At 36.5% G+C, this 25,449-nt stretch carries 27 protein-coding genes; 18 read left to right on the top strand and 9 right to left on the bottom strand.

Annotated features, from left to right (window positions below; genetic code table 11):
• Positions 1-3 precede the first annotated feature (3 nt).
• The 4 genes from recF to dnaA all read right to left on the bottom strand — a co-directional run bounded on the left by recF (position 4) and on the right by dnaA (position 4,194).
• Positions 4-1,116, bottom strand: coding sequence for a DNA replication/repair protein RecF (gene recF, locus DVW06_RS14230; protein ID WP_005473084.1), 1,113 nt, complete (start codon positions 1,114-1,116; stop codon positions 4-6).
• Positions 1,103-1,342 (bottom strand): S4 domain-containing protein YaaA, encoded by a 240-nt coding sequence (yaaA, locus tag DVW06_RS14225; protein WP_003129246.1) that lies wholly within the window; start codon positions 1,340-1,342, stop codon positions 1,103-1,105. Before yaaA ends, recF begins: the two co-directional genes overlap by 14 nt.
• A 224-nt stretch (positions 1,343-1,566) precedes the next feature.
• Positions 1,567-2,697, bottom strand: coding sequence for a DNA polymerase III subunit beta (gene dnaN, locus DVW06_RS14220; protein ID WP_021148899.1), 1,131 nt, complete (start codon positions 2,695-2,697; stop codon positions 1,567-1,569).
• Positions 2,698-2,856: 159 nt separating this feature from the next.
• A complete protein-coding gene (gene dnaA, locus DVW06_RS14215) occupies positions 2,857-4,194 on the bottom strand; it encodes a chromosomal replication initiator protein DnaA (protein ID WP_003129244.1) in 1,338 nt (445 codons plus the stop codon).
• A gap of 509 nt (positions 4,195-4,703) precedes the next feature.
• Between dnaA and rpmH the strand changes: the two genes are divergently transcribed.
• The 4 genes from rpmH (at position 4,704) to jag (ending at position 6,919) form a co-directional block, all read left to right on the top strand.
• Positions 4,704-4,838: a 50S ribosomal protein L34 gene (gene rpmH / locus DVW06_RS14205; protein WP_002356012.1), complete on the top strand. Its 135-nt coding sequence runs from the start codon at positions 4,704-4,706 to the stop codon at positions 4,836-4,838.
• A 121-nt stretch (positions 4,839-4,959) separates the two neighbouring features.
• The gene (gene rnpA, locus DVW06_RS14200) at positions 4,960-5,295 is read left to right on the top strand and encodes a ribonuclease P protein component (protein ID WP_003129188.1); all 336 of its coding nucleotides are present in this window, start codon (positions 4,960-4,962) and stop codon (positions 5,293-5,295) included.
• 18 nt (positions 5,296-5,313) lie between these two features.
• Positions 5,314-6,138 carry a membrane protein insertase YidC gene (locus DVW06_RS14195; RefSeq protein ID WP_003129186.1) on the top strand — a complete coding sequence of 275 codons (825 nt, stop codon included), beginning with the start codon at positions 5,314-5,316 and terminating at the stop codon, positions 6,136-6,138.
• 16 nt (positions 6,139-6,154) lie between these two features.
• Positions 6,155-6,919: an RNA-binding cell elongation regulator Jag/EloR gene (gene jag, locus DVW06_RS14190; RefSeq protein ID WP_003129185.1), complete on the top strand. Its 765-nt coding sequence runs from the start codon at positions 6,155-6,157 to the stop codon at positions 6,917-6,919.
• A gap of 184 nt (positions 6,920-7,103) precedes the next feature.
• On the opposite strand, the gene DVW06_RS14185 is transcribed toward jag, so the two are convergent.
• Positions 7,104-7,433 carry a heavy metal-binding domain-containing protein gene (locus DVW06_RS14185; RefSeq protein ID WP_003129184.1) on the bottom strand — a complete coding sequence of 110 codons (330 nt, stop codon included), beginning with the start codon at positions 7,431-7,433 and terminating at the stop codon, positions 7,104-7,106.
• Between the two features lie 223 nt (positions 7,434-7,656).
• Between DVW06_RS14185 and mnmE the strand changes: the two genes are divergently transcribed.
• Together mnmE and mnmG are read left to right on the top strand one after the other, a co-directional pair.
• A complete protein-coding gene (gene mnmE, locus DVW06_RS14180) occupies positions 7,657-9,054 on the top strand; it encodes a tRNA uridine-5-carboxymethylaminomethyl(34) synthesis GTPase MnmE (protein ID WP_003129182.1) in 1,398 nt (465 codons plus the stop codon).
• Between the two features lie 20 nt (positions 9,055-9,074).
• Complete coding sequence (mnmG, locus tag DVW06_RS14175) at positions 9,075-10,976, top strand: tRNA uridine-5-carboxymethylaminomethyl(34) synthesis enzyme MnmG (protein ID WP_005473093.1); 1,902 nt, start codon at positions 9,075-9,077, stop codon at positions 10,974-10,976.
• A gap of 14 nt (positions 10,977-10,990) precedes the next feature.
• Here mnmG and DVW06_RS14170 read toward each other — a convergent pair whose 3' ends face one another.
• Positions 10,991-11,443 carry a DUF2188 domain-containing protein gene (locus DVW06_RS14170; RefSeq protein ID WP_005473095.1) on the bottom strand — a complete coding sequence of 151 codons (453 nt, stop codon included), beginning with the start codon at positions 11,441-11,443 and terminating at the stop codon, positions 10,991-10,993.
• A 248-nt stretch (positions 11,444-11,691) separates the two neighbouring features.
• Here DVW06_RS14170 and DVW06_RS14165 point away from each other — a divergent pair, with 248 nt between their 5' ends.
• The 11 genes from DVW06_RS14165 to guaB all read left to right on the top strand — a co-directional run bounded on the left by DVW06_RS14165 (position 11,692) and on the right by guaB (position 20,707).
• Positions 11,692-12,585 (top strand): SDR family oxidoreductase, encoded by an 894-nt coding sequence (locus DVW06_RS14165; protein ID WP_029487361.1) that lies wholly within the window; start codon positions 11,692-11,694, stop codon positions 12,583-12,585.
• A gap of 28 nt (positions 12,586-12,613) precedes the next feature.
• Entirely contained in the window at positions 12,614-13,183 is a 570-nt protein-coding gene (gene amaP, locus DVW06_RS14160; protein WP_021148896.1) for an alkaline shock response membrane anchor protein AmaP, read from the top strand.
• Positions 13,184-13,194: 11 nt separating this feature from the next.
• The gene (locus tag DVW06_RS14155; RefSeq protein WP_005473099.1) at positions 13,195-13,380 is read left to right on the top strand and encodes a DUF2273 domain-containing protein; all 186 of its coding nucleotides are present in this window, start codon (positions 13,195-13,197) and stop codon (positions 13,378-13,380) included.
• Positions 13,381-13,399: 19 nt separating this feature from the next.
• Entirely contained in the window at positions 13,400-14,128 is a 729-nt protein-coding gene (locus DVW06_RS14150) for an Asp23/Gls24 family envelope stress response protein (protein WP_005473101.1), read from the top strand.
• A gap of 443 nt (positions 14,129-14,571) precedes the next feature.
• Positions 14,572-15,285 carry a 16S rRNA (guanine(527)-N(7))-methyltransferase RsmG gene (gene rsmG, locus DVW06_RS14145; protein ID WP_003129171.1) on the top strand — a complete coding sequence of 238 codons (714 nt, stop codon included), beginning with the start codon at positions 14,572-14,574 and terminating at the stop codon, positions 15,283-15,285.
• An 11-nt stretch (positions 15,286-15,296) separates the two neighbouring features.
• Complete coding sequence (locus DVW06_RS14140; protein ID WP_003129169.1) at positions 15,297-16,061, top strand: ParA family protein; 765 nt, start codon at positions 15,297-15,299, stop codon at positions 16,059-16,061.
• The gene (locus tag DVW06_RS14135; protein ID WP_003129168.1) at positions 16,051-16,941 is read left to right on the top strand and encodes a ParB/RepB/Spo0J family partition protein; all 891 of its coding nucleotides are present in this window, start codon (positions 16,051-16,053) and stop codon (positions 16,939-16,941) included. The genes DVW06_RS14140 and DVW06_RS14135 overlap by 11 nt, the downstream gene beginning before the upstream one ends.
• Positions 16,942-16,951: 10 nt before the next feature.
• On the top strand, positions 16,952-17,140 hold the full coding sequence (locus DVW06_RS14130; RefSeq protein ID WP_021148890.1) for a DUF951 domain-containing protein: 189 nt from the start codon (positions 16,952-16,954) through the stop codon (positions 17,138-17,140).
• Positions 17,141-17,148: 8 nt separating this feature from the next.
• Positions 17,149-18,249 (top strand): redox-regulated ATPase YchF, encoded by a 1,101-nt coding sequence (ychF, locus tag DVW06_RS14125; RefSeq protein ID WP_029487362.1) that lies wholly within the window; start codon positions 17,149-17,151, stop codon positions 18,247-18,249.
• 73 nt (positions 18,250-18,322) lie between these two features.
• Positions 18,323-19,015, top strand: a complete 693-nt coding sequence (locus DVW06_RS14120; protein ID WP_003129165.1) for a DUF1129 domain-containing protein — start codon at positions 18,323-18,325, stop codon at positions 19,013-19,015.
• Between the two features lie 207 nt (positions 19,016-19,222).
• Positions 19,223-20,707, top strand: a complete 1,485-nt coding sequence (gene guaB, locus DVW06_RS14115; RefSeq protein WP_003129164.1) for an IMP dehydrogenase — start codon at positions 19,223-19,225, stop codon at positions 20,705-20,707.
• A gap of 86 nt (positions 20,708-20,793) precedes the next feature.
• On the opposite strand, the gene DVW06_RS14110 is transcribed toward guaB, so the two are convergent.
• Positions 20,794-23,496 (bottom strand): ABC transporter permease, encoded by a 2,703-nt coding sequence (locus DVW06_RS14110; protein ID WP_005473108.1) that lies wholly within the window; start codon positions 23,494-23,496, stop codon positions 20,794-20,796.
• A gap of 10 nt (positions 23,497-23,506) precedes the next feature.
• Positions 23,507-24,208, bottom strand: a complete 702-nt coding sequence (locus DVW06_RS14105) for an ABC transporter ATP-binding protein (RefSeq protein WP_005473109.1) — start codon at positions 24,206-24,208, stop codon at positions 23,507-23,509.
• 146 nt (positions 24,209-24,354) lie between these two features.
• Between DVW06_RS14105 and DVW06_RS14100 the strand changes: the two genes are divergently transcribed.
• The gene (locus tag DVW06_RS14100) at positions 24,355-24,903 is read left to right on the top strand and encodes a TetR/AcrR family transcriptional regulator (RefSeq protein WP_003129161.1); all 549 of its coding nucleotides are present in this window, start codon (positions 24,355-24,357) and stop codon (positions 24,901-24,903) included.
• A 34-nt stretch (positions 24,904-24,937) separates the two neighbouring features.
• Here the strand turns inward: DVW06_RS14100 and DVW06_RS14095 are convergent.
• Positions 24,938-25,449: polysaccharide deacetylase family protein (locus tag DVW06_RS14095; protein WP_153226863.1), on the bottom strand; the 512-nt coding region annotated here is incomplete at its 5' end.

Below are 25,449 nucleotides of genomic sequence, written 5' to 3'. Positions count from 1 at the left end.
AGTCTATTCTCCTTTTATGTGTCCTTTGTCTACGTAAAAAATCTCTGCTTCAACAGACATTTTATCTTTTACATGTTCAAGTGTGGTTGTGGTAATAAATGTTTGTACTTTTCCTTCAATTGTTTCTAGTAAGTGTAACTGACGAGAATCGTCTAATTCACTCATGACATCATCTAACAAAAGAATCGGATATTCTCCCGTTTCTTCTTTCATCAAATCAATCTCTGCCAATTTTACACTTAATGCAGTGGTTCGCTGTTGACCTTGGGATCCGAATGTTTGAACATTCCTATCATTGATTAAAAAGTTGAGATCATCTCGGTGTGGACCCACTAGAGAAATCTGTCTCATTTTTTCACGTGTTTTCACTTGATCCAGTGCATCTTTGAATTGTTGTTGAACTTGTTCTAGAGATGCACTTACAGTACCAACACTAGACAAGTATTCTATTTGTAAAACTTCTTTTTCATCACTTATTTTTTGATGGAGTTGATTGGCCCAAAATGCTAATCGTTTTACAAAACGTTGTCGTGCAAAAATGATCTTGCTGCCAAATTCAATCAATTGTTCAGTCAACACAGTGAGATAGAGCTCATCATTTTGCTTTTTTTCAAATAATTGCTTCAAATACTGATTTCGCTGTTTCAAAACACTTTGATATTGCACAAGATCATACAAATAAATCGGATCAATCTGTCCAATTTCCATATCGATAAATTTTCTTCTTACTTGAGGACTTCCTTTAACAAGTGAAAGATCTTCGGGGGCAAAAAGAATTACATTCAATTGCCCTATGTAACTACTAAGTTTTTTTTGCTCAATATGATTGACTTTCGTTTTACGACCTTTTTTAGTTAAAAATAATTCTAATGGTATGGTAGAATGCCCTCGAGACACAGCTCCGCTAACTTGAGCCCCAGCTGTATCCCAACGAATCAACTCTTGTTCACTTGTAGTTCGATGACTTTTTGTCATCGCTAAAACATAAATACTTTCTAAAACGTTGGTTTTTCCTTGAGCATTCTCGCCTAAAAAAATGACAAGATTTTTATCGAAAGATAATTCCAAAGATTCATAGTTGCGATAATTATTTAGCTGAAGATTATTCAGACGCATCTGAGGCTTCCTTCTTTACCATAAAAAAAGTACCCTCATCAGGTATCTCAATCCTCATTCCCGCATATAATTTGCGGCCTCGTCTATTCTCTGGCTCTCCGTCTACAAGTACCGTATGTTCAGCTAGGAACCATTTTGCTTGTCCTCCACTGCTGATTACGCTGACTTCTTTCAACATTTGTCCTAACGTCATATATTCAGTTTCTAAAGGTATTTGCATTTTCATATTATCCCTCGATTCTATAGAAGAACGTATACCATTATTATACTCTTTTTTAAGGAATAAAACAAATTTATCCGTATAATTTTCATTCTGAGAAGTTTTGATTGTTTTAGATAAAAAATAAGCAAAAACAAAAAGAAGGGCTTAAAATCGATTTTAAGCCCTTCTAAACTATTTTTGTATTTTCAGACGTTTGTTTCATGCATTTACAATAAATATGAAAAATTCTAATTTGTGCGGACTGGTGTAATCAATTGAATAAAGCTTCCTTGACTTTCAGTTGGTTCCAAAGTGAATGGTCTGATAGCAGAAATAAAGCGAATCGTGATGTTTGTATCTCCAAAAGCTCTTAGAGCCGCCTTCATGTAATCAGGATTGAAAGAGATTTCCAATGGTTCTCCTGAAACTTGCTCGTAGGATAGATCTTCTTCTACTTTACCAATCTCAGGAGAATTCCCATATAAAATAACAGAATTTTCATTTATTGACAAACGAACAATGTTATTTCTTCCTTCATGTGAAAGTAAAGATGCGCGTTCGATGGCTGACAACAATTCTGGAACTGAAAATTCAATTTCTGTGTTAAAACTTGATGGTATCAATCGATTTGTATCTGGGTAAGTCCCTTCTAATAGGCGTGAATAGAACTTCATTGTATTGGTTTGGAACAATACTTGATTATCCATGATACTGATTTGAATAGCTTCTTCTTCATCTGTTAAAGAACGGGACAATTCAGTCAAACTTTTCCCAGGAATAACGATGTTGAAATTCGCTTCCCCACTTTCTAATGGAATTACTCGTTGACTTAATCGATGGGAATCTGTAGCTACAGCTAATAATTTCTTATTTTCAAGAACAAAATGAACACCGGTTAGAATTGGACGACTTTCGTGCTGTGAAACAGCAAAAACTGTTTCGTTAACAATTTTATTTAGAATGTGAGCAGGAACTTCGATGCGATCTTGACTTTCGACAACTGGTAAATGTGGATAACTATCAGCATCTAATCCATTTACAGTAAAGTTAGCTTTCCCTGAAGTTATTGCTACTTGGTTATTTTCTATCACTTCCAGCGTAACAGTATTATCCGGTAAGCGACGAATGATTTCACTAAAAAATCGTGCTTGTAAAATAATTGCTCCTGTTTGTTCAATTTTCATTTGAACTTTTTCTTTCTCTACGCTTAAAAAAGTCTCAATTGAAATATCAGCATTACTTCCTGTCAGAGTTAAACCTTTATCAGTTAGAACTAATTTAACACCTGTAAGGATCGGTATGGTAGTTTTTGATGAAATGGCACGTTGAACGGTTTGTAATTCTTGCATGAACTCTGTTCGATTTAAAGTTACTTTCATTAGGAGCACTCCTTTTATTTATAGTTATTAAATAAGGTAATAGTAGTAATAGGCTTGTTAGTATTGTGGATAACTAGAAAATATCATTGAGACGTCAACGAAAACGCCTGTGTATAACCTGTGCATAACTTTTTGACATGTTTTTGCTTTATCCACAACTCAACTAAAGAGAATGTTTTTGATTTCTGAAATTTCATTCTTAATGGTAGGATCCGTTTCTGAAAGATGTTGGATTTTTTCATGAGCATGAATGACTGTAGTATGATCTTTACCTCCGAATTCAGCTCCAATTTTAGGTAAAGAGTTATCCGTTAGTTCACGAGAAAGAAACATGGCGATTTGCCGAGGTACGACAATTCCTTTGACACGTTTTTTTCCTTTGAGATCATTTATATGGATATGGTAGTATTTTGCAACTTCCTCTTGGATTTGCAATATAGAAACTTGAGTGCTTCCATGACTTGACTTTAATGCTTTGATTGCTTCTGCAGCTAAGCTTGTTGTAATATCCGAATTTTGCATAGTTGCAAATGCTTGTACACGCACTAATGCGCCTTCTAATTCCCGAATATTCGAATCAATTTGTCCTGCGATATAACTCAGTGTATCGTCAGGGATTTCGAGGCGTTCAGCTTCTGCTTTTTTTCTTAAAATCGCTGTTCTAGTTTCTAGATCTGGAGGTGTAATATCTACAGATAACCCCCATGCGAAACGTGAAACCAATCGTTCAGGTAACGTGGGTATTTCATTTGGTAAGCGATCACTTGTCAAAACGATCTGCTTGTTATTTCGATAAAGCTCTTCAAATGTATTAAAGAATTCTTCTTGTGTCCCTTCTTTATTGACCAAAAACTGAATATCATCAACAAGTAAGAGATCAACATTTCGGTATTCATTCCGAAAATCTTCCATTTTATTCTTTTGGATCGAAGTAATAAAATCATTAGTGAAGTTCTCACTGCTCACATATTTGATTTTTGCATTTGGTCTTTTTAACAGCATTTGATGTCCGATAGCATGCATCAAGTGAGTTTTTCCTAGACCCACACCACCATAGAAGAATAACGGATTATAGATAGAACCGGGATCTTCAGCTACAACTAAAGCTGCAGCATGAGCCATCTGATTTCCTTTACCTATAACAAATGTATCAAAAGTATATTTTTCGTTTAGAATAGTTTTTCCTTTTTTTTCTGCTTTTTCAGTAACTGTTTGTTCAACAGAAGGCGATTTTTGCAGAGCTTCTGCTTCTTCAGCAGTGACAAAACTAGGAATTAGTTCTTCACCGGTCTTCATGAAGCCCATCTCAACAATTTTTGCAGCTAGATTTTTTTCCCAATAAGATTTATGAAGATCACTGGGTACTTCAATCAATAACTGATTTTTTTCAAAAGATAATATGTTGGCTGTTTCGATCCAAGCACTGTAACTTGCTGGATTAAGTTCTTCTTTAAAAGATTTCTGAAGATCTCGCCAAATGGAATCAGCAGATGACATAAATTGTCCTCCTATAGCTAAGAATAGATAATACTAATTTAGCACGGATGGAAGAAGTTTTCCACAGATTATAATAAAAAAGGTTAGAAAAAAATACTTTTCCACATCTATGGAAAAAAGAACAGGAGAAATTAACTTATCAAATTTACGGTTATCCACAGAGGAGGAGTGTTTGTGGATTGTTACAATAATCTCTTGTTTATCCACAAGTAACTGTTAATCAAATACGTTGATGTAAAAGCATTTTACTGATTTATGCACAGCTAGAAAAGTGTATGTGGATAACTTTTTAGAAGGGTGTTTATTTGTGGAAAAAGCAGGAAAAACTTGTGGAAATAAGTTATCCACAAAAATGCAAAATCCACAAGTAACACACAGTTCATTTAGTTTATGTGGAAAACAAGACAGTAAAGTGGGTGAATTTTATATTGACAAAACACTGTCTGACTCGTTATACTATCAAAGTATGTCTATGCGCATAATCATTATTTTGATGGAGGTGTCACTAAATGAAAAGAACTTATCAACCAAATAAACGTAAACGTCAAAAAGTTCACGGATTCCGTAAACGTATGAGTACAAAAAATGGACGTCGTGTTTTAGCAAGTCGTCGTCGTAAAGGCAGAAAGGTTATTTCTGCATAAGCCACTGAATGCCAGTGGTTTTTTTTATGCCGTTTTTTAAGGAATATAGTGAATCCCTTTTACTAAATATGGTATTATTGACAGGTGAGTAACCAAAGTAGAAAGAAATGAAGGAACCAAGATGAGAAAGGCATATCGCGTAAAAACAGAACAAGACTTTCAAAAGGTTTTTCAGAAAGGAAAGTCTTTTGCAAACCGTAAATTTGTTGTCTATGTTCTGCAGAAAGATCAGCCACATTTTCGTGTCGGATTATCTGTAGGAAAAAAAGTAGGAAATGCTGTTAAACGAAATGAGATCAAACGAAAAATCAGAGCAAGTCTCACGGATATGCAACCTAGAATCAAACCTACACTCGATTTCATCGTAATTGCTCGTCCAAGTGTTTCGAATTGCTCTTCTCAAGAAGTATACTCGAATTTAGAGCATGTGTTAAAGCTTGCTAAAATCATTAACTAACGGAAAGGAATTATTTAAGTGAAAAAAGGAAAACGTATCTTACTATTTTTGGGGATCGTCTCATTGGTAGTTGTCTTGTCTGCCTGTAGCGCAACTGGGGAAGTGAATGCGCAAAGTTCAGGATTATGGGATCGTTATATCGTTTATTACTTTGCTGAAGCGATCAAGATGCTATCTTTTGGCAATGCTGGGATTGGGATCATTCTATTTACTCTGATCATTCGGATTATTCTCATGCCTTTAATGCATTTTCAAACAAAGAGTATGCGAAAAACTCAAGAATTGCAGCCAAAATTAAAAGCTCTGCAACAACAATATGCATCGAAAGATAGTGAAACACAAAATAAATTACGTGCAGAAACGCAACGGCTTTATGCAGAAAATAATGTGAATCCTTATGCCGGATGTTTGCCGCTACTTGTCCAAATGCCAATTTTGATGGCATTATGGCAATCGATTTCGCGGGTTCCAGCTTTACAAGAAGGAAAATTTTTGTGGTTACAATTAGGGGACCGAGATCCTTACTTTATTTTACCTATATTAGCTGCACTATTTACATTTGCAAGTACTTATTTGTCTAGTATGAGTCAAATAGAATCAAATGCTAGTTTAAAGATAATGAATTTTGCAATGCCATTGATGATTTTATTGATGGGGATCAATATCGCTAGTGGTTTATCTTTATACTGGGTTGTATCCAATGCATTCCAAGTAGTACAAACGTTGATTTTGAATAATCCATTCAAGATTCGTCAAGAAAGAGAAGAAGCTGCTCGAAAAGAAAGAGAACGAGAAAGAGCGCTGAAGAAAGCAATGAGTCCTAAGAAAAAACGTAAGAAATAAAAGGAGGTTGCAGATAATGCCGATTTATGAAGGTCTTACAGTAGATGAAGCTATCCAAGAAGGATTGCATGCTTTAGGTTTAAACAAGGATCAAGCAGTGATCGATGTTTTGGATGAGGGGAAAAAAGGTTTTTTGGGTATTGGTAAAAAGAATGCCCGCGTATCAATTGAAAGAAGTGCTGCGGATGAATCAAAAATCATCACAGAATCAGTAACTGAAATAATTGAAGAAATCTTAGAACCTGAACTTGAGGAATCAGTGCTTACTGCAAAATCGCAAGCAGATACGGAAGAAAAACCTAACGCAAAGGATCTTTCTGATGATGAAGCACTTACTCATCTTGCTTTATATTTGACTAACATTTCTAAAGCATTGAATGCACCAGCCCTTGTAAAAACAGCACGAGAAGATGGCTTGATCGTTTTTCATCTAGATACACAAAAGCAAGGACTCCTGATTGGAAAACATGGAAAAACACTAAATGCTTTACAATATCTGGCACAAGTATATATTCATCGAATCGCAGCAAATAAGCTATCCGTGGTTGTTAATGTAGGTGATTATCGTGAAAAGCGTCAGGCAATTTTAGAGCGTCTGGCCAATAGAACAGCAGAAAAAGTTAAACGCACAGGTAGACCAGTCTTTTTAGAACCTATGCCAGCTTTTGAAAGAAAGCAAATCCATTCTGCATTAAGTAAGGATGCCCAAATACAAACACACTCTGAAGGTGACGAGCCTTATCGGTACTTGGTGGTTGAACCAGCGAAAAAAAACTTTTAAGTCTAAAGGAATTGACAAGATATTTGAAACCAAGTATTCTTGACTAGAAATCATTCTTATCAAAGTAAACATACGATGAGTAGTTCTTACTTTGGTGAAAAAAAGAGTCCGTTTGCCACGGACTCTTTTTTTATATTAATTGTATTGGTAGTATCGAGGTTTAGCAGTTTATTGTTGAGGGAAATTAGCCGCCGATTGTAGATTGTGTAAACTGTACAACTGTTCCATAAGCAAAAATTTCTAAAAAAGTTTTCCCGTTTTCTACGATCCGATCATGTTCAAAATGGCAGTTGATTACAGCATTAGCACCATAACTGTGCGCTTTTTCTTTCAGACGAAAAGCAACATCAGAGAGAAGCGCATTCAAATCGATTTCAGGATCAAATAAATCTACTTCAATTTTATCTGCGGCAAAGACAATATCGCGAACAATGTATGGCCGATTGACATTTCCGGTAGAAAGAATGATTTCCTTGATGCGAGAAGAAGTATCTATTTTTTTGGACGTATCCATAAAAATCCCTCATTTCTTATTGTTTCCTTTATTTTAAATGTTTTTAGTGTTTGATGCAAAAGATTAAAAGTTTACCAAGTAGACTTGCGACAAAATAAAAAGTATGCTAATCTATTCCCAGAATTTTATATGACAAGCAGTCAAAGTGCTAAGTCTATCCGTTATGAGTTTGACGGGTGGAGTGGGCGCTTTTTTTATGCGAAAAATTAGGAGGAGCTTTAGTATGGTGAGTATTACGCAGGAATTTGATACGATTGCAGCAATATCTACGCCCCCTGGTGAAGGAGCGATCAGTATTGTTCGATTAAGTGGTGAACAAGCAATTTCCATAGCAGATGCTGTCTTTCAATCAGGAAAGAAAAAACTAATAGATGTGAGTAGCCACACGATACATTATGGCCATATTTTTGACCCTGAGAAGTATCAAATGATGGATGAAGTTATGGTATCGATCATGAGAAAACCAAAAACTTTTACTAGAGAAGATATAGTAGAAATCAATTGTCACGGCGGGATTGTTGTCGTTAATCAAATTTTGCAATTAGTTTTGCGTCAAGGAGCACGGTTGGCTGAACCGGGAGAGTTTACAAAGCGTGCTTTTCTTAATGGGCGTGTTGATTTATCTCAAGCTGAAGCAGTGATGGATTTGATTCGTGCAAAAACTGATAAAGCAATGAATCTCGCTATCAACCAATTAGATGGTAACCTCTCAAGATTGATCCGACAACTACGGCAAGAGATCTTAGAGACATTGGCACAGGTAGAAGTAAATATCGATTATCCAGAATATGATGATGTCGAAGAATTGACAACACGTTTATTATTAGAAAAGGCAAATCAAGTCCAGAAACAGATACAAGCTCTTTTACAGACAGCACAGCAAGGAAAAATTTTACGAGAAGGTCTCAGTACAGCAATTATTGGTCGGCCAAACGTAGGCAAGTCAAGTCTGCTAAATCACTTATTACGGGAAGAGAAAGCAATTGTAACAGATATTGCAGGTACTACTAGAGATGTTATTGAAGAGTATGTAAACGTACGTGGTGTGCCTTTAAAGTTAGTTGATACCGCAGGAATTCGTGAAACAGAAGATATCGTTGAGAAAATTGGTGTTGAACGTAGTCGCAAAGCACTCAGTGAAGCGGATTTGATTTTATTAGTACTAAATCAAAGTGAGTCACTCACGACAGAAGATAAACAATTATTGGATATTACATCTGGAAATAAACGAATCATTTTGCTAAATAAAACAGATTTACCTTCAAGAATCAATCAAGAAGATTTAGTGCCCTATTTAGAGAATGAGCCTGCTCTTCCTATTTCGGTATTAACGAGTGAAGGATTGGATCAACTTGAACAAGCAATAGCTGACTTGTTTTTTGGTGGAAATACAGGAGACAAAGATGCTTCTTATCTCTCAAACACTCGTCATATTGCATTATTGGAAAAAGCAGAACATTCATTAGCAGAAGTGATTCAAGGAATTGAAAGTGGGATGCCTGTTGATCTTGTGCAAATCGACATGACTCGTTGCTGGGATTATTTAGGTGAAATTGTTGGAGATAGTGTTCAAGATGAATTAATTACGCAGTTATTTAGTCAATTTTGTTTAGGAAAATAAAATTACCAAAGGAGAATACGATGCAAGAATATCAAGCAGAAGAATATGAAGTCATAGTAGTTGGTGCAGGTCATGCTGGATCAGAGGCTGCTCTTGCAGCTAGCCGTATGGGGTGTAAAACATTATTGTTAACCATCAATTTAGATATGGTTGCATTTATGCCTTGTAATCCATCAGTAGGAGGTCCTGCTAAAGGTGTAGTTGTTAGAGAGATTGATGCTCTCGGGGGCGAGATGGGGAAGAACATCGACAAAACATACATTCAAATGAGAATGTTGAATACAGGTAAAGGACCGGCTGTGCGTGCATTGCGTGCACAAGCAGATAAACATGCCTATGCTTCTGAAATGAAAAAAACCATTGAAATGGAGCAAAATTTGACATTACGCCAGGGTATTGTAGAGAAATTGATTGTTGAGGATGGTATTTGTAAAGGCGTTGTTACTGCAACTGGAGCTCGTTACCAAGCAAAATCGGTGATCATTACTGCTGGAACTGCGCTACGTGGGGAAATTATTATTGGTGAACTAAAATATTCTTCGGGACCTAATAATTCTCAACCATCCATTGGACTTGCTGATCATTTAAAAGAGTTAGGTTTAGAAATTGCGCGCTTCAAAACTGGTACGCCGCCACGTGTGAAGTCAAGTACCATCAACTATGATGTAACTGAGATCCAACCCGGTGACGAAGCCCCTAATCACTTTAGTTACAGTACACCAGATAGCCAATACAAAACCAATCAAGAACCTTGCTGGTTAACCTATACCAATGAACATACACATCAAATCATTAATGATAATATTCATCGTGCACCAATGTTTACTGGAATCGTTGAAGGGGTTGGAGCAAGGTACTGCCCTTCGATCGAGGACAAAATCGTACGTTTTGCCGATAAATCACGCCACCAATTATTTTTAGAGCCAGAAGGTTTAGATACCGAAGAAGTGTATGTCCAAGGACTTTCAACTTCTCTTCCAGAAGACGTCCAAGTCAATATGCTCCATTCGATTGCCGGGCTTGAAAAAGTTGAGATGATGCGTACGGGTTATGCTATTGAATATGATGTTGTAGTACCACATCAGTTACGACCAACGTTAGAAACAAAAGTCATCGCTAACCTTTTTACAGCAGGACAAACAAATGGAACGAGCGGATATGAAGAAGCAGCGGGTCAAGGATTGATTGCTGGCATAAATGCTGCTCTTAAGATTCAAGGAAAAGAGCCTTTTATTATGAAACGTAGTGATGGATACATCGGAGTAATGATCGATGATCTAGTAACAAAAGGGACTAATGAGCCATACCGTCTATTGACATCGAGAGCAGAATATCGGTTGTTGCTGCGTCACGATAATGCGGATCTTCGTCTAACAGAAGTCGGACACCAAATTGGCTTAGTGGAAGAGCCACAATACCAAGCCTATCTAACAAAAAAAACAGCTGTAGAAGAGGAAATCCAACGTCTAAAAAAAGTACGTATCAAACCAACACCATCTGTTCAAACTTTCCTCAAAGAGAAAGGAACCGCTCCATTAAAAGATGGTGTTCTAGCAAATGAATTTCTACGCCGTCCAGAAGTAAATTATCAAGAACTCTTGCAGTTTATCGAAGCAAACCCTGCATTAAAGCCGAAGGAAATTGAGCAAGTAGAGATTCAGATCAAATATGAAGGATATATCAAAAAAGCCCTTGAAAAAGTAGAAAAACTAAAACGCATGGAAGCAAAACGGATTCCTGAAAACATTGATTATGAAGCAATCAATGGTCTTGCAACTGAAGCAAAACAAAAACTACAAAAAATACAACCAGAAACCATCGCTCAGGCCAGCCGAATTAGTGGCGTAAATCCAGCCGACATAAGTATATTGATGGTCTACATCGAACAAGGAAAGATTGCGAAAATAACAGAACCAGCCTAAAGAGGCTGGTTTTTTTATTCGGAAAAGTCGTAATCTTTTTGGTGACTACCGTCTTTTTTAAATACTTCTACACCAGTTTTTTTATTTTCAGCGATTTCTTTTGCCCGAGCAATGGCATCTTCTTTAATATTAAAATGATCACTAGCTCGTTTAGCGCCTTCAGATAAAACAATCCATTTATCTTCTTCAAATTTTACTTGAACATTGGCTGTCAGAAGTTTTTTTGCATTTTTATTTTTGGTATGCGGATCATCTTTTTGAGGATTTTTTTCCTTACGAAATTCTTTCTTTTCTTCTTCACTGGCATTTTCTAGCCATTTTTCCGCTTGGCTAGTAGCAATAGGAATTGCCCGATCGTCTGTATAGCCATCATTCAACAAAGCATTTGCAATATCAATTGCTTTTTTTCGAACCAACGGATCCAAGTTTTTCATTGAAGCAGGATAATCTTTCATATTCCAAGGCATTTTGTACTCCCCCTTTTTTCTTTTAGTTTACCTACTTTTGCCAAAATATGGAAAAAATTGAATTTCAGTACGGAAAGAGAAATAAATTATTTTACCTTCTATATCCTTATTAAAACCCTCTTTGTGTACGCTTTCTTTGCTCATTTTTTATTGAAATTATTTTTGATTTTAAAATTAAATAAGCGTTATATTTCCAAAAAAAAATTTAATGGTTTAGAATTTTGTTATAGACAAAAGGAGGATGTAAGATGAGTGAACCTATTTTGAATGATCCGCGCGAACTTTATCAAACAGGTAAATTTAAAAAACAGGATCAAGATACTCCTGCTTTGCAAGAAGAAATGATGCCTGAGCCGGATTGTGGAGAAGAAACATATGAAGGAACAAATCAATTAGAAAATCGACGGGTACTGATTACGGGTGGAGATTCAGGAATTGGTCGAGCGGCAGCCATTGCTTTTGCACGAGAAGGGGCCGATATCGCCTTACATTTTTTTCCAGGAGAAGAAAAAGATGCCGAGGAAGTTGCTCACTATATCGAACATGCTGGACGTAAAGCTATCCTATTACCATATGATCTGAGAGATGAAGCAGCTCCTCAAGAAATCGTTGAAAAAGCAGTAAAAGGGCTAGGCGGTTTGGATACGCTTGTTTTGAACGCTGCGCAACAAATCACACGTCCCTCTATTTCAGAATTACCCTTTGAGCAAGTAAAAGATACGTTCATGGTGAATATATTATCCATGTTTGCTTTAGTTAAAGCTGCAGAACCTCATCTCCCAGCAGGTGGGGCCATTGTGACAACGACTTCTGTTCAAGCTTTTAGTCCAAGTGCTCATTTAATGGATTATGCTGCAACTAAGGCTGCTATTGCTAGTTTCACAGTTAGTTTGGCAAAACAGTTTGCTGAAAAGGGAATTAGAGTAAACGGTGTAGCACCAGGCCCAATTTGGACACCTCTACAGTTGGATCATGGACAACCTCAGGATCAGTTACCTGAATTTGGCCAAAATTCGTTGTTACAACGTGCAGGACAACCAGCCGAGTTAGCACCTGTGTATGTTTTTCTGGCGTCGAACAAAGCAAGCTATGTAACAGCTCAAATTTATGGAGTAACTGGTGGAGAAGCAATCAATCTATAAGAAGTGATCAAATATTAGGAGGTGTCTTATGAATAAAGGATGGAAAACTTTAGCGATTGTAGTTTCATTGATTTTTATTACTGTGTTATTGCCAATATTATTATTGGGCAATCCTTATTTTAGTTTACCGTTTGGCTTAGATCGAAAAGAAAGATTTATTTCCTTCTTTTTCACGAATTATTTCCTACAACAATATCTTTTTTGGGCAGCAGCAGTTCTAATTATCTTTTTCCTTTGTGTCATTCTAGTTATTATCTTCTATCCTAGAACAAAAGCTACTTTTGTTTTGAAAGAGGATAAAGGAACATTGTCGATTGATAAAAAAGCAATTGAAGGTTTAGTACGAACAAAGGTTAGTGAAAAAGAATTTGTTGATGGACCTAAAGTGAATGTTAAAGCAACTAAAAATCGAATCAGCGTAAAAATCAAAGGAAGATTAAAACGTACTTCTGCATTGGTAGGTAAAACAGAGAATTTGATGACTGAGATCCAGCAAGATTTGCAGAGAACGTTAGGATCAAGTGAAAAAGTCAAAGTCGATGTTTCTTATACGAACTACGAAGAACAGAACACTACAGAAAATCCACGTGTAGAATAGGAGGTCTATCAATGAAAGAGCTTGAACAATATAAGATCCCTATTATCTTTGGAGCGATTGGATTAGTGTTAGCTTTACTATTTGTCAGCATTGGCTTTTTCAAAACACTACTGATCATTATGCTCACAGGATTAGGCTTTGCCCTAGGGATGTACGTACAGAGAACGGGAATGTTAGATCAATTTCTAAAACAATAAGAACTCAGGAGGAATTTAAATGAATAACGAAAAAAACGAATTAAAAAATGAAAAACCAGTAAGTGCACATCCAGATCCAGTCGTACCAAACACGGATCATACGACAAAAGAAAACGATATTCCGATGACAGAAGCACCAGACCCAGTTGTACCTCATGCGCAAGAAGCGGTTGAACAGCACCAAGCAACAGTTGGAAACCAACATCATAATCAGACAGAAAAACCTAGTGGATTTCAAGGTCCTACTGGAGAAACATCCGTAAATGGTTCTTTGACCTATGATGATAAAGTTATTCAAAAAATTATTGGTATCGCTCTGGAAGATGTTGATGGTCTGTTAACAGTTGATGGAGGGTTTTTCTCAAATATTGCAGAGAAATTAGTAAATACAGATAATGTAACCTCTGGGATCAATACTGAAGTTGGCAAAAAACAAGTCGCTGTTGATATGGATATTGTGGTAGAGTACGGACGAAATATTCCAGAAGTTGCGGAGAGAGTTAAAGAAGTGATTCATAGAGAAGTAGCCAATATGACTCAACTAGATGTAATTGAAGTCAATATCAATGTGGTCGACATTAAGTCAGAAGCTGAGTATCAAGAAGATAGCGAGACAGTTCAAGATAAAGTCTCCAACGCGGCATCAAAAACAGGAGATTTTGCTTCTCGACAAACAGAAAAAGCTAAAGGTGCAGTAGAACGAACATCTGATCGTATGCAAGAAAATAATGAACCTCGCGTTCATTAATTAATAATAGAAAAAATAAGAGCTATCCTTCATGTTGAAGGGTAGCTCTTATTTTATCGATCAATTTTTTTGAAAAACAGATTCTTTCTATATTATTTAACTAAAAAATTGATAGAACTGATAATACACTTTTACAGCTGCTTACTGACTATTCATACAAGTAACAATTTCATCAGAATACAGATACAATTTTGTAATTGTATTTTTTAAGTCTAGTGAGTTAGTATTTACCGGTCATGGAAAATGATGCATTTTTTTGTCTGAGTACAAGTTCAAATTTTTGCCATAAACTAACCACAAACAATTAAATAAAAACCGTCGAGGAAAAATTAAAATCTCTTTGAAAGCAATGTATTCCTATTGCATCTCAAAACTTTTTGCGTTAAAGTAGGAATTAGTCTGTGAAACATTTTTCTGTTTCACAAAAATAGAAAGGATTCATTATGCTGCCAGAAGAATTTCAAAAACAATTATCTATTCAAGGAATTGAGTTGTCATCTGAACAGCTCAAGCAATTTGCTACTTACTATGATCGGTTGATTGAATGGAATCAAAAAATGAACCTCACTGCAATTACCGATCAAAAAGAAGTATATTTGAAACACTTTTATGATTCGATTTCTTTAGCTTTTGTGACAGCATTCAAAGAAGATGCACATTTATGTGATGTCGGTTCTGGAGCAGGTTTTCCTAGTATTCCATTGAAAATCATCTTCCCACAACTAAAGATAACAATCGTTGATTCACTGAATAAACGGATTACTTTTCTACAAACTTTAGTGGCAGATTTAGGTTTAAAAGATGTTTACTTGTTTCACGATCGAGCAGAAACATTTGGTCAAAAAGAGTTCCGAGAATCCTTTGATTATGTCACTGCTCGAGCAGTAGCTCGTTTAAATATTTTAACGGAACTATGCTTGCCTCTCGTTAAAAAGAACGGGTATTTCTTTGCCTTAAAAGCAGCAAAAAGCGAAGAAGAATTAATAGAAGCAAAATCAGCAATCGCATTACTTGGTGGTAAGTTTATTGAAGAAAAAAAATTGACATTGCCTGTTAGTAATGATGAACGGCATCTTTTGATCATCAAAAAAACGAAAGAAACGCCAAAAAAATACCCGCGCAAACCTGGTTTGCCGGCGAAACAACCAATCAAGTAGGAGGAAGCAGAATGGCACGTATTATTTCGGTGGCAAATCAAAAAGGCGGCGTAGGCAAAACAACAACTACAGTCAACCTGGGTGCTTGTTTGGCTTATGTAGGAAAAAAAGTCTTACTAGTAGATATTGATGCTCAAGGAAACGCCACAAGTGGAGTAGGAATTCGTAAACCAGATGTTGATAAAGATATCTACGATGTATTGGTGAATGAAACACCAATCGTAGAGGCAATATTGCCAAGTAGTCGTGAGAATTTAGATATTGTTCCTGCGACGATTCAATTAGCTGGTGCTGAAATTGAATTAACTTCAATGATGGCTCGGGAATCTCGTTTGAAATCGGCATTGAATGAAATCAAAGATCAATATGACTATATATTTATTGATTGCCCCCCCTCTCTTGGACATTTGACGATCAACGCATTTACAGCCAGCGACTCTATTTTAATACCCGTTCAATGTGAATATTACGCATTGGAAGGACTAAGTCAGTTATTGAATACCGTGCGTCTAGTTCAAAAGCACTTTAATCCTGAATTAGAAATTGAAGGTGTTTTGTTGACAATGTACGATGCACGGACAAATCTAGGTGCTGAAGTAGTAGAAGAAGTTCGTCGTTATTTCCAAGAAAAAGTTTATGAGACAATTATTCCACGTAATGTACGCTTATCAGAAGCCCCAAGTCATGGTCTATCTATTATTGATTATGATCCACGTTCAAAGGGTGCTGAAGTATATCAGACATTAGCAAAGGAAGTGTTGACTCGTGAAAAATAAAGGGAAAGGTTTAGGACGGGGGATCGATGCACTATTTCAAGATCTTCAAGGCTTAGAAGAAGTAGATATCAAAACAGAGGAAGTGGTTGAGCTCCCTTTAAATGAATTAAGACCAAACCCTTACCAGCCACGTAAAACCTTCGATGAAGTCTCACTTCAAGAACTAGCTAATTCAATTCAACACGCAGGTGTTTTTCAGCCGATTATTGTTAGAAAATCTACTGTAAAGGGCTATGAAATCATTGCTGGTGAACGACGTTTTCGTGCATCCAAGTTAGCAAAAAAAGAAACGATACCTGCAATTATCCGTGATTTTGATGAAGAAGCAATGATGCAAGTAGCTGTTCTAGAGAATCTGCAAAGAGAAGATTTAAATCCTTTAGAAGAAGCTGAAGCGTATGAAATGCTGATGAAAAATCTTAAATTAACACAAGCAGAAGTGGCAACACGATTAGGCAAAAGTCGTCCTTATATTGCAAATTATCTTCGTCTATTATCATTGCCAAAGTTGGTAAAAGAGATGGTACAAGATGAACGCTTATCAATGGGACAGGCGCGCACACTGCTAGGGTTAAAAAACAAAGATCTGATTTTAAAATTAGCCAATCGATGTGTGAAAGAAAATCTTACTGTTCGCCAATTAGAACAATTAGTGTCTGAAATGAATGATGCTAAAAATGAGAAGAAGAAAATTCCTCGTTTGATTCGTGAAAAACCCTATTATTTGCGGGAAAGTGAAGAACGACTAATGGACAAGTTTGGGACAAATGTTGAAATCCATGAAAAGGAAGGTAAGGGGAAAATAGAGATTGAGTACCTTTCACAGAAAGATTTAACACGAATCCTTGATTTATTGAACATTCAATTTGATGAAGCTTGAGGTGATAAATATGTATGATCTTGGTGACATTGTTGAAATGAAGAAACCCCATGCATGTAAAGCAAACCGTTGGGAAATTATCCGTATGGGTGCGGACATCAAAATAAAATGTACGAACTGTGGCCATATTGTTATGCTTACTCGCCGTGAGTTCGACAAAAAAATGAAAAAAATCCTAGAAAAAAAAGAGAAAGAGTGAAATAATAAATGGCTTTAACTGCTGGAATCGTTGGACTACCTAATGTAGGTAAATCTACTTTATTTAATGCTATAACGAAAGCTGGAGCGGAAGCAGCAAACTATCCTTTTGCTACGATCGATCCAAATGTAGGGATGGTGGAAGTCCCTGATTGGCGTTTACAACGTTTGACGGAATTAGTACATCCAAAAAAAACTGTACCGACAACATTTGAATTTACGGATATCGCAGGAATCGTTCGCGGAGCTAGTAAAGGAGAAGGACTAGGAAATCAATTTCTAAGTCATATCCGTCAGGTAGATGCTATTTGTCATGTAGTCCGTTGTTTTGATGATGACAATATTACACACGTTGAAGGACGGGTAGATCCACTAGCGGATATCGATACTATTAATTTAGAATTAGTCTTGGCTGATTTAGAATCTATCAATAAACGTTATGCACGTGTTGCTAAAGTTGCGAAAACAAAAGATAAAGATGCTGTAGCTGAATTAGCAGTTTTAGATAAAATTAAACCTGTTTTAGAAGAAGGTCTATCCGCACGTTCTATTGAATTTACTGAAGAAGAACAAAAAATCGTTAGAGGATTGTTTTTGCTGACAACAAAACCTGTTCTATATGTAGCAAACGTTGCAGAAGATGATGTGGCAAATGCAGAAGAGAATCCCTATATTAAAAGTGTGAAAGAATTTGCCGAGAGTGAACATGCGGAAGTGATCGTCATTAGTGCTCGAGCAGAAGAAGAAATCGCTGAATTGGATGATGAAGATAAAGCAGAATTTTTGGAAGCTTTAGGCATTGAAGAATCTGGTTTAGATCAACTGATTCGTGCGGCCTATGATTTATTAGGATTAGCCACTTACTTTACAGCTGGGGAACAAGAGGTTCGTGCATGGACTTTCCGAAAAGGAATCAAAGCGCCTCAAGCTGCAGGAATTATTCATACAGATTTCGAGCGAGGGTTTATCCGTGCAGAAACTGTTTCCTTTGAAGATTTGGATAAGTATGGCAATATGCATGCAGCAAAAGAAGCTGGGCGTGTTCGTTTAGAAGGAAAAGAATACGTCGTTCAAGACGGCGATGTTATGTTATTCCGTTTTAATGTATAAAAGGCTTTCTTCCAAAAAAAAATATGGTAAAATGTCCTTTGTGAAGAAATCACGCAGAAGGGAGAAATGATTTATGGAACCAGAAACTCTGCGCTCGTATGTTTCCGAAAATCGTGAATTAGAAAAACAACTAACAAAACGTAACCAACAATATATTTTTGATTTAAAAAAATCTTTGGAGGCAGCTAATCTTTCTGAAGAAGAAAAAACTGTCGCATTACATGAGATGTTACCGATTCTTGTTCAAGAACAAAAAGGTGGTAAAACCGCTAGACAACTTTTTGGGACAGTCTCTGAACGTACGGAAGCAATCATCACGAAGCCAGTTGAACAAAAAGAATCAGGTCCATTCTTGATGTGGTTAGACAATACGTTGCTTATTTTAGGTATTTTTGGATTAATGCTCGGCGTGATGGGGGTATTTACAAAAGGTCAAGCACAGCCTTACGGATTGTTGACCCTCTTCTTAATGGCCATGTTAGCTGGTTGGGTCTTCTACTTAATGTACAAGTACATGTATCAATATGAACGTCCAGGCGCAGATAAAAGTAAACGTCCGAAAATGTGGAAAATTATTTTGATTTTAGTTGGAGCTTTCTTAGTATGGATCGTGACTATCTCACTTTCTGCTATGCTTCAACCACCACTTAATCCACAGGTCGACCCATTAATCGAAATTGTGATTGGGGCTGTGGCACTAGCAGCTAAATATTACTTGAAGAAGAAATACAATATTATTAGTAGCTTATCTGTTCCTAGAGGATAATAATAAGTTCCCACATGTCATTCATGCGTGTGGGTCTTTTTTATTATGTGTCATACAAGAGGGAGAAAATAGAAATCTTTTGTGATTCTGGCTGTTTTCTCAGATTACACAGGAATAAATAAGAAAGCTTTCCGAATAGTTGACTTATGAAAAAATATTTGCTATTTTTTTAAAAATACATATTAACTTTAAGGAGTGGTTACAAAAATGTCCAACTGGGAAACCAAATTTGTAAAAAAAGGGTTAACGTTTGATGATGTATTATTGATACCTGCAGAAAGTCATGTGTTGCCAAATGATGTGGATATGCATGTGCAGCTTGCAAAAAATATTACGTTAAATATACCGATCATGAGTGCCAGTATGGATACAGTAACTGATAGTAAAATGGCAATATCAATGGCTCGTCAAGGTGGATTAGGGGTCATTCATAAAAATATGAGTATTGCTGCCCAAGCAGATGAAGTGCGGAAAGTAAAACGTTCTGAAAGTGGCGTAATCATTGATCCGTTCTTCTTAACACCTAGTCATCTAGTAGCAGATGCAGAACACCTTATGAGTAAATACCGAATCAGCGGTGTCCCTATTGTTGAAACAATGGAGAATCGTAAACTAGTTGGAATCATCACGAATCGAGATATGCGTTTTGTTACGGATTATTCAATCGCAATTTCTGATGTAATGACCAAAGAAAAATTAGTTACGGCACCGGTTGGTACTTCTTTGAAAGATGCAGAGAAAATCTTGCAAAAACATAAGATCGAAAAATTACCGATCGTTGATGATGAAGGTATTTTAAGTGGATTGATTACGATCAAAGATATTGAAAAAGTCATTGAATTCCCCAACGCGGCTAAAGACACTCATGGCCGTTTATTAGTAGCGGCAGCTGTAGGTGTGACCAGTGATACCTTTGAAAGAGCACAAGCATTGTTAGATGCTGGAGCAGATGCGATCGTAATCGATACTGCTCATGGACATAGTGCAGGCGTACTGCGTAAAATTTCTGAAATCAGAGCACATTTTCCTGAAGCAACATTAATTGCAGGGAATGTCGCAACTGCTGAGGGAACAAAAGCTCTATACGACGCTGGTGTAGATGTCGTTAAAGTTGGTATTGGTCCTGGTTCCATCTGTACGACACGTGTTGTCGCTGGTGTAGGTGTCCCTCAGTTAACGGCTATTTATGATGCTGCCTCAGTGGCTCGACAATATGGAAAAGCCATTATTGCAGATGGTGGTATCAAATATTCTGGTGATATTGTCAAAGCTTTGGCTGCTGGCGGACATGCAGTTATGCTAGGAAGTATGTTGGCAGGAACGGATGAATCTCCAGGGGAATTTGAAATTTATCAAGGTCGACGTTTCAAAACCTATCGGGGAATGGGGTCACTAGGAGCTATGGAAAAAGGTTCAAGTGATCGTTATTTCCAAGGTGGAGTTAATGAAGCAAATAAACTTGTTCCAGAAGGAATTGAAGGCCGAGTGGCTTATAAAGGCAGTGTTGCAGATATTTTATTCCAAATGATCGGCGGTCTAAAATCAGGGATGGGATATGTTGGAGCAGCGAACTTAAAACAACTAAGAGATGAAGCACAGTTTATCCAAATGAGCGGAAATGGTTTGAAAGAATCTCACCCTCACGATGTGCAAATTACTAAAGAAGCACCAAACTATTCTGTGAAGTCTTAGAAATTGTTTCACGTGAAAACATTAAATAAAAAATGGCGGCCAGTAGTCTTAATAAGACACTGACCGCCATTTTTTGTATGGGAAAATTATTCATTTGATTTCAATGCGTCGATCATATCAACATGCTTCAATTTATAATGAGTAACCAACATAACAATGATTGTAAATAAAATGGTCATGCCGCCGGCTAACGCATAAGCAGCCCAACTAATCACTAATGGAAAAACCATGTTTTCCATCGATGCCTGTCGGAGAATAAAATCAGTCAGTAAGTATCCGACTCCATAACCAGCTAGGATCCCTAGCAAAGTAAAGACAACATTCTCACGAACAATATACATTGTAACTTCTTTGTCGTAAAAACCTAAAACTTTAATTGTAGAGAGTTCCCGAATCCTTTCCGATACATTAATGTTTGTTAAATTGTATAGAACAACAAATGCCAAGGCACCAGATAAAATGACCAAGATAAGAACAATGGAATTCAGATTCCCCATGGACTCATTTTGCGCTTTGATTTGACTAGACAGGAAGGTAGTATTCTGAACTTGGTCTGTTTTCAATAGTTCTTTAGCTAATGCGTCTTCTTGCTTTTGTTCCATCTTTTTACTCTTGATAAGAAGCGATGTAGGCTGATAGTTCGTATTTGTTGCTTTTTCATAGTCATTTCTAGAAAGATAAAGTGAGTTACCTAAATAATTTTCAGCGATACCAGCTATCTTCACTGTTACAGCTGTTTGATCCTTATCATAAAAGGTTAGCTCATCTCCAATGTGGATATCAAAAAGCTCCGCATATTTCATCGTTAGGATGGCCCCATCATCTAGTGACATTTTTTTTCCATCGGTAGAGTGTAGATGCATATAGTTCGAGAATGAGTCAGTATCAGAAGGTACCACTAAAGACAGACTTTGCTTTCCTTGTTCTTTGGACCGTAACTCAATTGTTTCATTCAATACAAGCAGGGATTGTTGAATTGTTGGATCTTCTTCTAATATTTCAAAAACTTCGGTATTGTTTGTTTTACTATCTTTTAATGTGACGATTGCTTGATAATCAGTGATAGGACCAAATTGTTTTTGCGAAACAGCACTTAATGAATCTTTTAGACCCACTCCAGCGACCATAAGTCCTGCACATCCTGCGATCCCAATTATTGCCATAATCATTCGTGATTTATAGCGAAAAATGTTTCGGTAACTGATTTTTTGATTAAAGCTCAAGCGTGACCAAAGTGGTTGAATGTATTCTAGAAAAATTCTTTTCCCTGGCTTTGGTGCACGTGCCTGCAATAGTTGCGCTGGTTTTTCTCGCAAATCACGATAGAGGACAACAAGGGCTGCACCTAAAGTAGCAAGAATAAAGGCGACTGTAGCTTGAATGATTGGCCCCCAAACATAGTAAACCCGGACACCACCTAAAAGATACCGTTCACTAGAAAGAAAATAGATTAATCGAGGTAGAAATTCGATACCTAGTACAGCTCCTAAGAGAATTCCTATACTAGATGATAAAAGAGCATAGATGATATATTTTCGAGCTATCTCTCTTTTTGCATATCCCAAAGCCTTTAATGTGCCAATTTCTTTTCGATTTTCTTCTACCATTCTAGTCATGGTGGTAAAAGTTATTAAAGCTGCTACAAAAAAGAAGAATACTGGAAAGACATTTGCAATTGCCGCTATACGATCAGATAAACCGCCGTATTCTTGAAACCCAGGATTATCTTTTCTTAGATTAAATAAATAAGTAGGCTCTTCCATTTCATTTATTTCATTTTCTTTTTTTTGTAATGTAGATTCTGCATCAGCTAACTTCTCTTTTTCTTCATTGATTTGATTTTGTTGTTTAATCAATGTCGATTCAGCAGTTTTCAGTTGTTCAATAGCACCAGCTTGTTGTTGAGACGGTAACAGAAGGGTTGCACTTTTTTGTTGTTCAATCTGAGCTTTAGCAGCATCTAATTCTGTTTGTGCATCTAATAGCTGTGCTTTTCCAGTTTCAATTTTTTCCTTAGCAGGTTTCAATTCTTCCATTGCGTCATGTTTGATTTCTGCTACACGTTCTTGTGGACGATCAGCAAAAAGCGTTTCTACTTTTTCTTGATTCTTTTCCATTTTTTCTTGATAGGAATCAGAGTAAGTTTCTAAATCTTTCACATTATCAAAAGACAGATAGAGCACCGATTGGACATCACTCAGAAATTGATTTTCGGGAAGGTAAGCAAAATATGTTACTGTACCACTGCCAACATTCGCATAGCCTCGTTCAGCTTTACTGATAAATAGGGGCGAGTTGGCAAAACCAACGATTTTGAAGTTTTTATCCTTTATAGTATCCTGCGAGTCGATAGTATAAGTATCGTTTAACTGATAGCCATATTCTTTCGCTTGTGTATCTAAGACAATTTCATTGCTATTCTTTGGTAAATGGCCTTCTTCAAGGATTAATGCGTTTTGTTTTTGGCTTTTGTTGTAAGAATTGATTTGGACAACTTCATCTGCTTCTGCTACATAATAAAATTGATAGCCTGATTCCACTTGAATCCCTGACTCTTTAGCTACTTTAAGATCTTGATCGGTGATACCTAGTGTTGATGTAACCTGTATATCAGCTAAGTTATGTTCATCAACATAAGTACTTGCAGAATGATTCAAAATAGGCCCAGTTGCTTTGACACCTACATACAAAAAAGTACCTAGAAAGATGATTAAAACAATAGCGATAAATCTTCCTTTAGACTGTTTGATTTCTCGTAAGCTTGCTTTTAAATACGTCTTATTTTTCATTTGTTTCCTCCTACCAAACGATCTCATCGATTGAAATAGGGGATTCATTAATTTCTACAGAGCGCACTGTAGCATCATTAATACGAATCACGCGATCAGCAATGGGAGCAATGGCACTGTTGTGCGTAATGATTAAAACAGTATTTCCAGCTTGACGACTTGCGCTTTGCAACAGCTTCAATACTTGTTTACCGGTTTCAAAATCTAATGCTCCTGTTGGTTCGTCACAAAGAAGTAATTTCGGATTTTTTGCTAGCGCTCGGGCAATGGACACTCGTTGCTGTTCGCCACCTGATAATTGAGAAGGAAAGTTATTGGACCTATTTTCTAATCCTACTTGCTTAAGCACAGCATCTGGGTCAAGTGCGTTCGGTGATATCTCTGTTGCTAACTCGATATTTTCTTTTGCTGTTAGATTTGGGACTAAATTATAAAATTGAAAAACGAAGCCTACATCTTTGCGCCGATATTCTGTAAGTTGTTTATCCGAAAATTGTGCAATATCAATATTATCGATAATGATTTGACCTTCATCAGGTGAATCCATCCCACCTAATATATTTAGAATAGTCGATTTTCCAGCTCCGCTTGGACCTAAAATAACGACTAGTTCTCCTTCTTCAATTGAAAAGGATAGGTCTTCATTAGCGGTAATCGTGGTTTCGCCCATTTTATATCTTTTATACGTATTTTTTACTTCTACATAACTCATATAACGCCTCCATATTTTGAACACCTGTTGATTTAATCACATAGCGTTAGTATACTAAGAAAGAAAAAAAGGGGCAATCCTCAAATCTTATTCATCTGTTATTAAATAAACATTTAAGTTATTTTTGTATAGAAAGGATTGAAGTTATGGTAGGAATAGTTGGAAATCGCCGAACACAATATACAAAAAAAGTGATTCGAAAAGCATTTCAAGAGATTTTGATGGAAAAAGAATTTGAAAAAATCACAATTACAGAGATTGCCCAGCGTGCTGATATCAATCGAGGAACTTTTTATAAGTATTACAAAGATACTGCAGACCTTTTAGAGGAGATTGAGAAAGAAATCGTTGAACAAATTGCAGATAATTTGCAACAAGAAAATCTCCCATTAGATCTATGGCTAGAAAAATTATTACTTATACTGCAAGAAAATCCTAGTGTAAGTCATTTGATTCTGCTTAATAACAGTCATTTATTAGATTTGTTATTGGAAAAAATCAGACCGGAAACGTTTAAACGCTTTACTATTTATTTCGAAGATGCAACAAGAGAAGAATTAGAGTTATGTTTGAGTTATTTTGTCTGTGGCTCGATCGGGTTGATTGAACGCTGGCTAAAAGATTTTTCTGAGATGCAGCCTAAAGCAGTTTCTCATTTACTTATTCAAATATTTACTACAAATGTTTATGAATAAAAGAAAAGCGAACGCCAATACGTTCGCTTTTCTTTTATTCTACTAGTCGTTCATCATTCATACCAAAATATTGATGCAATGGTTTTTGTTTTCCTGACAATAGTTGATCGATCGTCACAAATTCGTATCCTTCATGTTTTAACATAGAGATCAATCCTGGTACAGCTTTGACTGATTCAGGATGGATATCGTGGATTAAGATGATTGCGCCATTAAAGACATTCTGTTTAACAACATTATTGATTGTTCCAGGATTTTTTGATTTCCAATCCTGTGAGTCAATATCCCATTGAATAATTGGCATGCCAATTGTTTCAGCACTTTTTTTATCAATAGCGCCATAAGGGGGACGGATATTGCGAGGCAAGACGCCTGTAGCCTTGAAAATAGCTTTGTTGGTTTTATTTATTTCCCTTTGTAATTCATCTGTCGAAAGTGTATTCAATTGTGGATGAGAATACGAGTGACTTGCTACCTCATGACCCTCGTCGTGGACTTGTTTTGCAACATCTGGATTTTGATCCACCATCTGTCCTAACATGAAAA

Source organism: Enterococcus sp. ARL09-542, assembly GCF_005234805.1.
In the GTDB taxonomy this organism is placed as follows: domain Bacteria; phylum Bacillota; class Bacilli; order Lactobacillales; family Enterococcaceae; genus Enterococcus_D; species Enterococcus_D gallinarum.
Note: the sequence above shows the minus strand (reverse complement) of the source record. Positions and strands in the feature narration are given on the sequence as shown.